Below are 13,391 nucleotides of genomic sequence, written 5' to 3'. Positions count from 1 at the left end.
GTCGTTTTGTTGGTATCTATTCTAGGTGTTTCAATAAAAATGATAATCCGTCCATTTTGAAAATGATTTTTACATATACGTAATAATGATAAGGTAAGCAGATTATAAGAGTGTGACGTCTCCTCAACGCGGCAGGGAAAGCGGAAAGGCAGTTGACCTGAAGTTAGCTAGAGGGGCTAGAGTAGAACGCAATCAACCCATCAGCGAAGTAAGAGTAATTATGAACAAGACGGATCTGAATGCCTATTTAACCAAGCTCGGTTTGCCAAGAGAGCTACCTGCCGATTTAGAAACATTACACAAAGTACACGCGGCACAGCACCGCAGCCTGCCGTTTGAGAACTTTGATATTGCCTTGCAGCGCGGCATCTCTGTTGAGATTGAAGACATCATTCAAAAAACGGTGTATCACTCTCGCGGTGGTTACTGCTTTGAATTGAATGGCTTAATGCTTGAGGTACTCAATACTCTCGGATTTGAAGCACGCAGTTTACTAGGACGTGTGCATGTGTCGGGCACACCAACGGGCCGTAGTCATCAAATCACGTTGGTGACGCTAGATGAACAAGCATGGATTGTTGATGTGGGCTTTGGCTCCAATACGCCGCGTGCGCCATTGCCGTTTATCCTCAACCAAGTGATTCAGACGGACTTACAAACCTTCCGCTTTGTCGAAGATGCTCAGTTTGGTTACTTCCTTCAAGTGTTGTCAACGGATGGAACGGACACATGGAACAACCTTTATAGCTTCGATTTAGAGTTTGTGTTTGCGGGTGATATCGCGTGTGGCAACTTTTTTACTTCCACTTCTCCTCACTCGCGTTTTACCAGCGCAAGAGTTGCGGCGAAAGCAACAGAAAGTGGGTTGGTGACATTGCTTAACTACACACTCAAATACACCAGCCAAGGTGAGCAGACAGAATTGGAGTTAGAGCCGGGCCAAGCCTATTTGGATGCATTGAAAGAATACTTCGGCATTGAGCTTGATGCGCAGTACGGCGATCTTCGTCCGTTGCCTGATGCGTAAAATTCTCCCGTTTTCAAAGCGTAGCGCGACGAGAACATTTTCATCACTATTTGTCTAAAAGAGGTCGACAGGAATACAGCATGGCGAATTGGGAAGGGGTCAGCGAATTTGTTGCTGTGGCAGAAACCAACAGTTTTACCGGAGCAGCAGCTAAGCTGAAAACATCGGTGGCACAAATCAGTCGTCGGGTATCAGCACTTGAAGAACGACTTGCGGTGAAATTGCTGCATCGCACGACGCGAAAAGTCTCCCTGTCTGAAGCCGGACAACTCTATTACCAGCAGTGTAAACATTTGGTGGAAGGGTTAGAACTGGCCGAACTTGCCGTAACGCAAATGCAGACCGAACCGCGCGGTTTGCTGCGCGTGACGGCTCCTGTGACGTATGGGGAAATGAATCTCGCGCCGCTTTTGCATCAGTTTTTGGAAAAGTACCCGCGTGTGGATCTTGATTTAGTGCTGACCAACCAAAAGCTGGATTTGATTGAGCAAGGTGTGGACGTGGCGATTCGTCTTGGCCGCTTGCAAGATTCCAGCATGATTGCTAAACGTCTTTCGTCGCGCCAAAACTATGTGTGTGCCAGTCCGATGTATTTGGAGCGTTTTGGTGAGCCACATACGTTGTCGGAATTGGGACGGCATCAGTGCTTAGTTGGCTCTGTCGACTATTGGCACTTTAAGGAAAATAAACGCGATAAATCTTTACGCGTGTCGGGACGGATTAAATGCAACAGCGGTTTTGCTTTGGTGGACGCAGCGAAACGCGGTCTGGGTTTGGTGCAATTGCCGGACTACTACGTGCAAGAGGCGTTAGACAGTGGTGAGTTGGTCGAGGTGCTGACCGATTACCGCGACGATCGCGAAGGCATTTGGGCGCTGTATCCGCAAAGTCGCAATTTGTCGCCAAAAGTGCGGTTATTGATCGACTTTTTGGCGCAAGAGCTTGTTGATTAGCGGTTTAAAGTGCCTCATTACAAAGTATGTTGCTAAAACGCCCGGTGGTGCCGGGCGTTTTTATTGGGATGAGAGCTGGAATCGAAAAGACATGAACCACTATTGATTGGATTCCGCGTCTTCACGTTTAATCACTTTGTGCCCGTCTTCCGACACGCCTTGTTTCCAATAGCTGCTGATGTAGATATTTTCACGATCAACTTCTTTCTCGTTGCGGAAGTATTGGCGCAGCGCACGCATTGAATCGAACTCACACGCACACCATATCGAAGCGTCCCCATCTAGCCATTTTTGTTCGCGTACCGCTTCTGCTAGGGTTTGACCTTCTGTAAGCCAAATTAGCTCTATACCAGCTGGTGCGTGCAGAGGCTGGATGTCTGCCGCAGACATCACACTGATCACGGCGTAGCCTTTTGCCTCTTCTGGTAGCGTACGAATTTTCGCTGAAAGAGCAGGAAGTGCTGTCATATCGGCGGCCATAAAGAACCAGTCAGCCTCGGTATTCAAATTAGAGATACTGCCTGGACCTACGATATTAATCGTATCGCCTTTTTGTGCGGCCATCGCCCAACGCGCGGCAAAGCCACACTGTAAATCTTGTGTGGTGTGGCGGACAAAATCGACTTCGATGGTGTGTGTTTCCGGATGGAAACGACGAATAGTATAGGTTCGCATTAATGGTCGGTCATCGTCGTTTAGCATGCTCAAATCGGTACTGCCCATCTCATTGAACAATAGCTTGATGTAGCTACCTTCGCAGTCGCGTGGAAACTGGCTTAGCGCTTCACCTTGCAAAGTAATACGCTGCATATTTGGGGTAATTGTCTCTGTATCTGTGACAACAGTCGTTTTAGGTTGAGGCTTCTTCTTCATCTTTGACTCTACTCGATAATTATTCTCTTTCTCATTTAAGGTTATCAAGATCTCTCATAAGAGGGTAGTGTCTTTATATAAATTTACACTGTGAATTGAGCTGGATTATTGGAGTATTGCAGTGGTACTGAGGACTGGGGCGAGCAAAATACGTAGAAAAAATAAGAAAGGGCACGCCAACATGCCCTTTCGAACTTAACGATGTAAAGGCTTATTGAGTCTGCTCAAGTAAATGTGTTTTTAGGAATCTATCCATCGCTTGGTAACCATCAAGACGGTTCTCCAAAGAGCGGAATCCGTGCCCCTCATTTTCCTTCACGATGTATTCGACCTCGACGCCTCGTTCACGCAGTGCATTAACGATTTGGTCTGACTCGCTCTTCACCACGCGTGGATCTTGTGCTCCCTGCAGAACCAATAAAGGTGCCTTAATTTGGTCGACATGGAACACTGGTGAGTAGGCTTTCATCATTTTCGCGTCTTCAGGATCATTCGGATTGCCTACTTGCTCGTGTAACATTGCAAGGAATGGTGCCCAATAAGGTGGAATGGAGTCCATAAAGGTAAATAAGTTAGATACGCCAACGTAGTCGATTCCGCACTTATACAAATCAGGAGTGAATGTCACCCCCGCCAGAGTTGCGTAGCCGCCATAAGAGGCACCATAAATACATACGTTGCCATCTTGTGCGTAACCTTGTTCGGTAGCCCATTTGACACCGTCGGTAATGTCATCCTGCATGGATTGTCCCCATTGCTTGAACGACTTCTCCCAAAACTCGCGACCATAACCAGTTGAGCCCCTGAAGTTCATTTGCAGCACGGCGATACCACGGTTAGCGAATAATTGTACCTCAGGCTGAAATCCCCAGTGATCACGAGCCCATGGACCGCCGTGTGGGAGCACAAGCAAAGGCAGATCTTTGGCCTCTTGACCCTTCGGCAGCGTTAGGTACCCATGAATGGTTTCTCCATCGCGAGCGGTGTATTGGATAGGCGTCATCTTCGCCATATGTTCTGGCTTATGCCATGGAGCGTTTTCTGCCAATTTCTCCAATTTGTCTGCTTTACGATCGTAGAAGTAGTAATTTGGTCGATCGACATCGCTGTAGGTGACGACAATCATTTTACTTTCATCTCGCGTCGCACTGGTTACAGAAATTTCTACATTTGGCAGTTTCTCTGAGAGGCGTTCGAAGGTTTGTTGGTAGGAATCATCTAAGAAGTGATAGTGGTTTTTATCTGTCACGTAAGAGACTGAAACCAGCTTATTAAGCGCTTCAGAGTAATGAGCGCTATTCACGTCAACTTCCGGGTGAGAGAAGATTTCTCGTATTTCTTTATTGGCTTTTACATCGTATTCAACGATGGCTGATTTATCACGCGTAATTCGTGATGCCACATATAAGTTTTTGTTGTCCGGCGTGAATGAAATGGGGCTAAAGCTCTCTTTGAAAGTGAGATTCTTTAGCGGCTTAAATTCATCTTCAACCGTATCGCGATATAAAACGGAGGTATTAACACCATCTGATGTGGTGATGACACGAATGTTGCCATCGTGATCGGTACCCCATGAGCGCACATTGCCCGGGTTTTGCGCGACGAGAGTATTTTCGCCTGTTTTTAGATTATGTCGATAAACATCAAAGACTTGCGGGTTACGCTCGTTACTCGAAATCAAAATGTCATCGGGTTGATTGTCTAGTGTGTCGATAACGTATGCCACAACACCGGATGTCGGTGTGATGGTTTTCTCTTCGCCTGTTTTGACATTAACCGTCACGAGATAAAAGTTCTCATCTCCTCCCGTATCACGAGAGTAAATTACGGTGTCTTCGCCAACCCAGTAGTAGTATGCGATGTCGCGCCCTGTTACGGATGTGACGCGTTTTATCTGATCGGGGTTATCTGTGGGATAAACAAAGACGTTCTTACGGTCTTGCCATGGCTTCATCATTGAGATGTAGTCACCAGCAGGAGAGATTTGATAGCTAGAAACTTCGCTGTTTTTAAAGAAATAATCCACTGGATACTCGGGTGGAATCATTTCAGCATTGGTTGTGGTGGATGTTTGACTGCAACCCGCCAATAATAATCCAAAAGTGGCAGCAAGAATAAGCTTGCGAGTGTGCATTGTGTAACGCTCCTTGTGTAAAGGGCCTTAAGCTCATGAGCTTTTGGCCAGGGTGATAGATTCATCGCAGTTACTGCGAGCAAGCAACGAACATTAAAATAGCTGTAGCTTATGATTAGTGTGCTTTTAATAAATAGCGCATTGCTTCGCTACTATGACCCTGGCATTGTCCAAAAGTGGCGTTAGATTGTGATTATTGATTCAGTATCTACCTGAACTTTGTATTAGATCACGGTTTTACGGCTATTTTGTCTTCTATATCATTGGGATAGTCGACAGCAGTAAAAGCGCTGCCATCCCATAGTTAAACCCTTTTACACGCCTAGATGTGGTCAACCAGCGTTGAAGTTGCATGCCTGCCGCAGTCCAAAATGTTACCGATGGCAAGTTGGCTAAACAGAAGATACCGGCGATAAAAGTCAGTTCAAGCCAAGAACCGCCACTGGTGTATACCGTAATGGCCGTCAACGCCATCGACCAACCCTTCGGGTTCACCCATTGGAATGCCACCGCCCCTAAAAAAGACATTGGGCGAAAATCGTGTTTTGCTTCGGTTTTGCCGCTCGTGGCGATTTTGTACGTCAAGTACAGCAAATAACTCAAGCTCAATACTTTCAAAATGGAGTGAGTAATCGGGTAAGCGTTGAAGAGGCTCATCAAGCCAATGCCCACCAAAATTAGCATGGCACCAAAACCGAAGGTAATGCCCAACATGTGTGGAATGGTTCGTTTAAAGCCAACATTTGCCCCTGAGGTCATCAACATAATGTTATTGGGACCCGGCGTAAAAGTGGAGACAAAAGCGAACAACGCCAAAGCGCCCAATTGATGATATTCCATAGATTGTTCCTTGAATCAGTTCTCGATAAGTTGAGAACAACTATAAGTAGAACTGAGGTCAATATTGTGCTTTTATTTGATGATTAGAAATTAAATAAGCAATGAAACATCATTATGGATAGATTTGACGAAAGAATATTGCAAGTGCTCAAGCGAGACGGAAGAATCTCCAATGTGGAGCTGTCGGAACGCGTTGGTTTATCTCCGTCTGCAACCTTACGCCGAGTGCAAGATTTAGAGCGTAAAGGCGTGATCAAAGGCTACCGAGCGGTGCTGGATAATCAGCAACTTGGCGTAGGTTTTGTCGCTTATGTGTCGATTGGTTTGGCCTCGCACTCTAAGCAAGCACAGCTTGGTTTTGAAGAACACGTGCGCTTTGTGGATGAAGTGGTGGAATGTCACAATATTACGGGAGCCAATGAATATTTAATACGCGTAGAAACGCAAAGTTTAGCCGCATATAAAGCGTTCCATGCCGATGTACTGGGTGAGTGTGAGCACGTCAAGTCGATCACAACCATGGTGGTAATGGACACACCGAAAGACGAACGTTAGTCGGTCAAGATTGGCATGGTTTTGTGGCACATGAATTTGAAGTGACTCGAAAGAGTCAGTCGAGTATGAGATAAGTACACAACAAATGCTGGAAAGCAGATGGCACTCTTACAATTTCCACCTTTATTCTCACCTTCGAAATAATCTCATCCTGCTAGTTTTGCTTAAACCGCTTGTGTTCATGAGCGGCGAGTCAGCAAATTTAAGGATGAACGATGAAATCACATGTAACACTTCCTCTTTTGAGCTTAAGCGCTGTTGCCGCATTGAGCTCATTTAACGTCAACGCCCACGGCTGGGTAGAATTTCCAAGTGCTCGTCAGAATACGTGTTATTTAGACGGTGGTTTTTGGACCAATGAGATCCCCAACCAAGCGTGTAAAGCGGCTTTTGAAGAATCTGGTGCTTACCCGTTTGTGCAACGCAGTGAAATTGCAGCAAACGTACCAAATTACCGAGATATGGAGCATGTTAAAGCCGTAGTCCGTGACGGCGAACTGTGTTCTGCCGGCGATGCCGCTAAGAAAGGTTTGAACATTCCTTCTCCAAACTGGCAGCGCACCAATGTTACGCCAGATGCAAACAACCAGATTGAATTGGTGTTTTACGGCAAGGCGCCGCACAACCCATCGTACTGGGAATTCTATCTCACCAAGCCGACTTATGATGATTCAAAACCGCTTACTTGGAGTGATTTAGAGCTGATCGACACCGCAGGTGACGTGTATGTTGATGCGGAAAAACGCTACCGTATTCAGGTGACTTTCCCTGCTGATCGTTCCGGCGATGCAGTGCTTTATACTCGTTGGCAGCGCATTGATGTGGCTGGTGAAGGTTTCTACAACTGTAGTGACATTACGTTAAACGGAACAGGTACGACGCCGCCGACTGACCCCGTTGATCCAACCGAACCGGGTAATAATCTGACATCTCTGGGCTACTTTGTTCAGCAAGGTTTTGGACCAGTAGAAGCGGGTGACACCATCCGTTTCCGTACGTTTAATGCGACAGGCAATGAAATTGTTGATATTTCACTGCCAATCAGCGCAAACAATACGACGACTTGGGCGGCAGAAATTGCGGATCAATTTAACGCGCAGCAAACGGGCGATTGGTATGTGGGCATTTGGCATCAAGAGATGAACCACTACATGTTCGATAGTAAGAACGTGAATGCGAACCAAGTATTAGCGCCAAGCGCAGACTTCAGTTATGCGTTGTCACTGATCAAAGCGGATGTACCGCCACCAGTTGAACCAACCAACTTGTGGGACAAGACGGCTGTTTACGACCAAGGTGATGTGGTGACGCACAACGGTAAAGAATGGACCGCTCAGTGGTGGACGTCTGGTGAGGAACCAGGCACAACGGGTCAATGGGGTGTATGGCGTTAAGCCATTTATTCGGGCCCTGATCAATAAAACCCTTCTCATGTGAGAAGGGTTTGTTTTTTCAGTCTAAAACGACCACTTTGGTCGAGTGGTTGTCTTGAAAATCAGAGCACATATCGTTATTCGCTTGCTCTCCACTCGCTCCAGTTGAGCATCGCGTAGTCTGCCAGTTTGAGCATCGGAATGTCTTCGTGTGTATCACCGTAGGCATAAACAGATGCAAACTCGTCGAGTGAAAACGCCGCTTTCACACGTGAGACTTTTCTTTCTAAACTGCAATCACCTTGCTGGTAAAAGCCACTCAGTTTTGGCTGCTCTGAGATCAGTTCACTGCACAGCAAGTGGTAACCGTTCGCTTCACACCAAGGCTTGAGATACGCATTGAGTGATGCCGACACCACCACAATGGTATCGCCTCTGTGTTGATGCCACGCCAACCTTTCCATCGCTTCTGGCCGTAAGTACAGCGGGATCACTTCATGGGCAAACTGAGCGCCAATCGCTTCAATTTGCTGCGTTTCTTTCCCTGAAAATGCAATAAAACTGCTGAGCGGACGCATAAGACGAGCGGGTAACACTCCGAGTTTGTACAGCACATAAAATGGCATGATAGCGAGCTTTCCTACTCGTTTGCGCAGGCCATAAGCAGAATAGTGGAGGAAAAGGCTAAACATATCCTCTCGGGTGATGGTGCCATCAAAATCAAACAGTGCCAGTGACGGCTTGGTAGTATCGAGCAAATTCAGCGCCTATTTTTCGATTTAAGATCGTTTTGTGTTTATTGATAAAACACTGCCAACCAAATGGTTTCTTGCGTTGGGTCAGTCCAGCTCACTTTGTGTTTGGTATGAGCCGGAATTGTCACGTGATCGCCTGCCTCAAGTCGTTTCACTACACCTGATTCAAAAGTCAGCTCTCCAGCTCCTTTAAGAACCAATACCCATTCATGTTCTTCTTGATCGTACCAGCCACTTTTGGGCGAGGTTTGCCCTGTTGAGACAATGCGTTCTATACGCAGGTTTTTGTGGGTCAGCAGGTCTTCGAACACTTCCTCGTCGAGGTTATTCGGTAAGTCTTTAAACAGGTTCATGGCCTTTCCTTAGATAATGATCAGTCCAAAAGGCGCAAGCAATTGCTCTTGTTGCCAATCACAAATTTTAACACCAAACAGAGAAACGCGGCGAACATCCAGCCCGTCTAGTTCGACATGAGTCAGATCACACTGCTCAACGTTAAAGGTTCCCCATTGTTCTGGCGAGAATTCGCAGCGAGATAAATCCGAGCCTTTGAGAGTTGCCCCTGCGAGGTTCGCACCGTTCCAACGGTTTTCAAAGAGGTCACATTTTTCTAGTAACACTCGCTCGAAGTTACAGTAGGTGAGGTTGCAGCCAGTAATAAAAGCAGAACAGAAAAACATGGTGTTACTGACGCGATTAGCAAAGTTCGCACCTTGGAAGTTTGCCCCTTTGAGATCGCACTTACGCAGCTCCAAGCCCATACAATTTGCGCCGTTAAACAGGCTCATCGCCAACATACAGTTTGTAAAGCTGGCGTCTTTTAAGTTCGCGAAGCGAAAACTACACCCCTCTAGCGCTTTGGATTCGATAAAGCGACAGTCGATGAACTTAGCATCGCGCAGATCGGCATGGTCGAAACTGCACATGTAAAAGTGGCAGTTTTTAAAGGTGGCATTCTGAAAATCGTGATGAGAAAAGTTTTCTCGTTCAAAAATGAGATCGGTTTTTAACATATCTTCTCCTTAGCTGCGAGCAGACTAGCACTCCAAGTGACTGATCTTCCAGAAAAATAACTTCTTGTATTTCAGTGTTTTACAAACCCCTCAAATCGCAATTTTAAGGGGTCAAACGAGCGTTTTAAGTGGGTTGTTTTTTGAAAATAGAAGACGTAGAGGAAGAAAAAAGTTTTTGCTGGCTACGAGCCCTAGCGAGAGGATTCGTGTTTTTGAGTAGGCATGGCTTCTCACACGCACAGTTTGCATTACAGAATTGTATCCGATTTGCATAATTTGTTGATCGGTATGGCGTTTCTCTATACAAAAAACCTATATTTTTCACAAATTGATTTCCATCAAAATAGTAGGGTTTCTATGTGCTAGATTGCGCGCAGCTCAAAAAAATATAGATGCCCGTGTGCTTCAAGGCGCTGAGTTTACTTGAAATCTAAGGCCAGTCAGCAGGCACACCTTTGGGTACGACATAACGAAGCCCTATAAAAGGAAATAAAAAATGAAAAAAACAATCTGCAGTCTAGCAGTGGTTGCTGCACTCGTGTCACCAAGTGTTTTCGCTCATAAACAAGGTGACTTCGTTCTTCGTGTTGGTGCGGCGTCTGTCGTTCCTAATGACAGCAGCGATAAGATTCTTGGTTCTCAAGAAGAATTGAAAGTGGATTCAAATACGCAGCTTGGTTTGACGTTTGGCTACATGTTCACAGATAACATCAGCCTAGAGCTTCTAGCAGCAACACCATTCAGCCACGATATTTCGACAGATTTGGTTGGTAGTGATATCGCGAAAACCAAACATTTACCACCAACGCTAATGGTGCAGTACTACTTTGGCGAGCCACAAAGTAAGTTCCGTCCATACGTTGGTGCAGGTCTCAACTACACCATGTTCTTTGATGAGGGCTTCAATAGCACGGGTAAAGGCGCTGGTCTTTCAGATCTTAAGTTGGATGACTCATTCGGTCTAGCAGCGAATATTGGTGTGGATTACATGATCAACGATCAATGGTTCCTCAACGCTGCTGCGTGGTACGCAAACATTGAAACAGAAGCAACTTACAAAGCAGGTGGAGCGAAGCAAAAAACCGACGTCAAAATTAACCCTTGGGTATTTATGATCAGCGGCGGTTACAAGTTCTAAGAAAAACCAGTAGTTACACGCACATTACTATTATTGGCATGACTTTGGGGGCGGTTACGGGGACTGCCCCTCTTTTTTATCCTCGTTTTGATTGCACATCATTTACTCAACTTAGCAACACGCAAAATTGGATCTTTACCTTGCAGATCATTTTATTGTCCGAAGATCGAAAAGTCCTACACTGATCACATAATTGAACAAGTGGACAATATAAATGAGCGGCGACATCGCGAAGCATTCTTCCTCCAGATCTAAGCTGGTAAAAACTCTTTTCTTTACTCTCTGTGTTATCGCATTTGGTGCGATGTATTGGTCTTGGCAGTATTCTGACAGTCATCCAAGCACGGAAGATGCCTACGTTAGGGCAAAAATTTTGTCGGTAGCGCCTCAGGTAAAAGGCCAAGTGGTTTCTGTGGATGCCAAAGATTTCCAATCTGTTAATAAAGGTGACCTACTGCTGAAGATAGATTCACGCCCATATCTGTTGGCAGTGAAGCAAGCAAAAGCGGCATACCAATTGGCGGTCCAGCAACATGACGTTGCCGATAAGCAGGTAACTGAAGCCGTAGCGGGCTTAGATGCGGCGCGCTCTAACCTGACAGAAGCTCAAGTGGAGTACAAACGTACAGACTCACTGGTGAAACGCAAACTGGCGTCGGACCAAGATTTAGATACGGCGAAAAACAAACTTGCTAATGCCCAAGCGAGCCTAGAGCAAGCGCGTGCGACGGTAGAAAAAGCCATTGCGAACCGTGGTGAAGAAGGCGTAGAGGCTGCGGTCGTTCAACAAGCGGCAGCGCAGTTAGCGCAAGCGGAGCTGAACTTGAGTTACACCGACATTACGTCACCAGTGGATGGCATTGCCGGAGAAATCAATACGCACGTGGGCTCGGTCGTTAGCGTGGGTCAAACGCTGTTCCCTGTGATTTTAAAAGACAGCTATTGGGTACGCGCGAACTTTAAAGAAACCGATCTTACTCATATTAAAGCTGGCATGCATGCGGATGTGGTGATTGATATGTACCCAGACGTGGTGTGGAAAGCAACGGTAGAACAGCTGTCGCCTGCGAGTGGTACATCGTTCTCCTTGATGCCACCAGAAAACGCAACGGGTAACTGGGTTAAAATCAAACAGCGTTTCCCTGTACGTTTGGCATTAGAAGTACCGGCCGATGCGCCGCAACTTCGCGTGGGTGCGAGCTCAGAAGTCACAATTGATTTGCAAAGTAGCGTGCAATGAGTCATCAAATTACGGCAGACAAACGGGGGATTGCCACCGTCGCCGTGATGCTTTCTGCCATCATGGTGTTAATCGATATGACCGTTGCGAACGTGTCGCTATCGCACATGATGGGCGCATTGGGCGCAACGGCAGACCAAATTACTTGGGTGCTGACGGGTTACAGCATGGCGGAAGCGATCTTCATTCCGATGACCAGTTTCTGGGTGTCGCGCTTTGGTGAACGCAAAGTCATGCTGGTTTCTGTGATCGGTTTTGTGGTTGCCAGTGCGCTTTGTGGGCAAGCACAGTCTCTTGAAGAGATGGTGCTATTTCGCATTATCCAAGGCGCTTTCGGCGCGTCGGTGATTCCATTGGCGCAGTCGACGTTAGTGCAGATTTATCCGTACGAGCAAAAAGGCAAAGCGATGGCGATTTTCTCCATCGGCATTTTGCTTGGTCCTATTTTGGGCCCAGTCGTGGGTGGCGTGATCACCGACAACATCAACTGGCGCTGGATTTTTTACATTAACTTGCCATTCGGTTTGATCTGTACCTCTTTGATTTATCGCTATATCCACATCGACAACAAATCCAAACCTAACTTTGACTGGTGGATCATCGGTTACATGGCGTTAGGTGTGGGCGCGTTGCAGTTTGTGTTGGATAAAGGTAACGAAGAAGACTGGCTCAACTCACGTATGATCCAGACCGCGATATTACTCGCTGTCATGGGGTCGGTGATGTGGATTTATCGCAGCTGGAAAACCAAAAGCCCAATAGCGCCATTATGGCTGCTTAAAGACCGAAATCTTATGGTCTCGTCGTTGATGATTGCCGTGGTGTCGATGGCGATGTTTGGCCTGACGACTCAACAACCTATGTTGTTGGAAAGCTTGTTGGATTATCCGGTCTCAACCACTGGCTTATTAATGGCACCGCGTGGATTGGCGTCAGCGGCGATGTTGATTTTGGTGATTAAGCTCAATCCGCAATTCGATCCCAGAATCAAAATAGTCTTTGGCTTGAGCTGCATCGGGATTGGTAGTTATTTGATGACGCAATACTCACTGCAGATCGATACATTTTGGATTGTGATGCCGAGTATGATTCAGGGCATGGGGCTTGGTTTAACCTTCTCGACGCTGTCCACCTTGGCGTATTTAACGATTCCGAAAGAGCAATCTGTCGCGGCGGCAAGTATTTACAATTTGTTCCGTACGATTGGTAGTTCGTTTGGTATCTCTATCGCCACCACGTTCCAATATCGTGATAGTCAGCAGCAATGGCATGCGCTGGGAGAGGGTATTAATCCTTATAATCCTAACTTGCATGACTGGGCGGCCAATCAGGGGCTTTCTATTACCGACCCGGTTGCGTTAGACCAATACCAACAGATGTTGCAGCAGCAATCGCAAATGGTTGCGTTTGTACACACTTTCCAGCTTGTGGGAGTGATGTTCGTGATCATGATGCCGATGCTGGTTTTCATCCGGTCGCGTGAATAACAA

13 protein-coding genes are annotated in these 13,391 nt (G+C 46.5%); 7 read left to right on the top strand and 6 right to left on the bottom strand.

Going from position 1 to position 13,391, the window contains the following annotated elements:
- Window positions 1–220: 220 nt before the first annotated feature.
- Window positions 221–1,027, top strand: a complete 807-nt coding sequence (locus P4S59_RS16535) for an arylamine N-acetyltransferase family protein (RefSeq protein WP_065645258.1) — start codon at window positions 221–223, stop codon at window positions 1,025–1,027.
- Between the two features lie 80 nt (window positions 1,028–1,107).
- A complete protein-coding gene (locus P4S59_RS16530) occupies window positions 1,108–1,980 on the top strand; it encodes a LysR family transcriptional regulator (protein WP_005391982.1) in 873 nt (290 codons plus the stop codon).
- A 99-nt stretch (window positions 1,981–2,079) separates the two neighbouring features.
- Here the strand turns inward: P4S59_RS16530 and P4S59_RS16525 are convergent, their stop codons facing one another.
- From P4S59_RS16525 to P4S59_RS16515, 3 genes are all read right to left on the bottom strand, one after another.
- Entirely contained in the window at window positions 2,080–2,853 is a 774-nt protein-coding gene (locus tag P4S59_RS16525) for a siderophore-interacting protein (RefSeq protein ID WP_337168697.1), read from the bottom strand.
- A 211-nt stretch (window positions 2,854–3,064) separates the two neighbouring features.
- A complete protein-coding gene (locus P4S59_RS16520; RefSeq protein ID WP_301948086.1) occupies window positions 3,065–4,987 on the bottom strand; it encodes a S9 family peptidase in 1,923 nt (640 codons plus the stop codon).
- Between the two features lie 255 nt (window positions 4,988–5,242).
- Complete coding sequence (locus P4S59_RS16515; RefSeq protein WP_006740964.1) at window positions 5,243–5,827, bottom strand: LysE family translocator; 585 nt, start codon at window positions 5,825–5,827, stop codon at window positions 5,243–5,245.
- Window positions 5,828–5,941: 114 nt separating this feature from the next.
- Here P4S59_RS16515 and P4S59_RS16510 point away from each other — a divergent pair, with 114 nt between their 5' ends.
- Together P4S59_RS16510 and P4S59_RS16505 are read left to right on the top strand one after the other, a co-directional pair.
- A complete protein-coding gene (locus P4S59_RS16510) occupies window positions 5,942–6,382 on the top strand; it encodes an Lrp/AsnC family transcriptional regulator (RefSeq protein WP_029862756.1) in 441 nt (146 codons plus the stop codon).
- Between the two features lie 215 nt (window positions 6,383–6,597).
- Entirely contained in the window at window positions 6,598–7,776 is a 1,179-nt protein-coding gene (locus P4S59_RS16505; protein WP_100088169.1) for a lytic polysaccharide monooxygenase, read from the top strand.
- Window positions 7,777–7,892: 116 nt separating this feature from the next.
- Here the strand turns inward: P4S59_RS16505 and P4S59_RS16500 are convergent, their stop codons facing one another.
- From P4S59_RS16500 to P4S59_RS16490, 3 genes are read right to left on the bottom strand one after another with little or no spacing between them, the layout of a single operon-like run.
- The gene (locus P4S59_RS16500; RefSeq protein WP_337168696.1) at window positions 7,893–8,513 is read right to left on the bottom strand and encodes an HAD family hydrolase; all 621 of its coding nucleotides are present in this window, start codon (window positions 8,511–8,513) and stop codon (window positions 7,893–7,895) included.
- Between the two features lie 38 nt (window positions 8,514–8,551).
- The gene (locus P4S59_RS16495; RefSeq protein ID WP_085344444.1) at window positions 8,552–8,863 is read right to left on the bottom strand and encodes a cupin domain-containing protein; all 312 of its coding nucleotides are present in this window, start codon (window positions 8,861–8,863) and stop codon (window positions 8,552–8,554) included.
- 9 nt (window positions 8,864–8,872) lie between these two features.
- Window positions 8,873–9,523 (bottom strand): Qnr family pentapeptide repeat protein, encoded by a 651-nt coding sequence (locus P4S59_RS16490; protein ID WP_005391967.1) that lies wholly within the window; start codon window positions 9,521–9,523, stop codon window positions 8,873–8,875.
- A 496-nt stretch (window positions 9,524–10,019) separates the two neighbouring features.
- Between P4S59_RS16490 and ompW the strand changes: the two genes are divergently transcribed.
- The 3 genes from ompW (at window position 10,020) to P4S59_RS16475 (ending at window position 13,388) form a co-directional block, all read left to right on the top strand.
- Entirely contained in the window at window positions 10,020–10,661 is a 642-nt protein-coding gene (ompW, locus tag P4S59_RS16485) for an outer membrane protein OmpW (RefSeq protein ID WP_054575255.1), read from the top strand.
- A 214-nt stretch (window positions 10,662–10,875) separates the two neighbouring features.
- The gene (locus tag P4S59_RS16480; protein ID WP_193447619.1) at window positions 10,876–11,901 is read left to right on the top strand and encodes an HlyD family secretion protein; all 1,026 of its coding nucleotides are present in this window, start codon (window positions 10,876–10,878) and stop codon (window positions 11,899–11,901) included.
- Complete coding sequence (locus P4S59_RS16475) at window positions 11,898–13,388, top strand: MDR family MFS transporter (protein ID WP_337168695.1); 1,491 nt, start codon at window positions 11,898–11,900, stop codon at window positions 13,386–13,388. The genes P4S59_RS16480 and P4S59_RS16475 overlap by 4 nt, the downstream gene beginning before the upstream one ends.
- Window positions 13,389–13,391: the final 3 nt, after the last annotated feature.

Origin of the sequence: Vibrio sp. M60_M70 (genome assembly GCF_037162085.1) — a bacterium.
Classification (GTDB): Bacteria; Pseudomonadota; Gammaproteobacteria; order Enterobacterales; family Vibrionaceae; genus Vibrio; species Vibrio diabolicus.
This window is presented reverse-complemented; position numbering and strand designations above follow the sequence as displayed.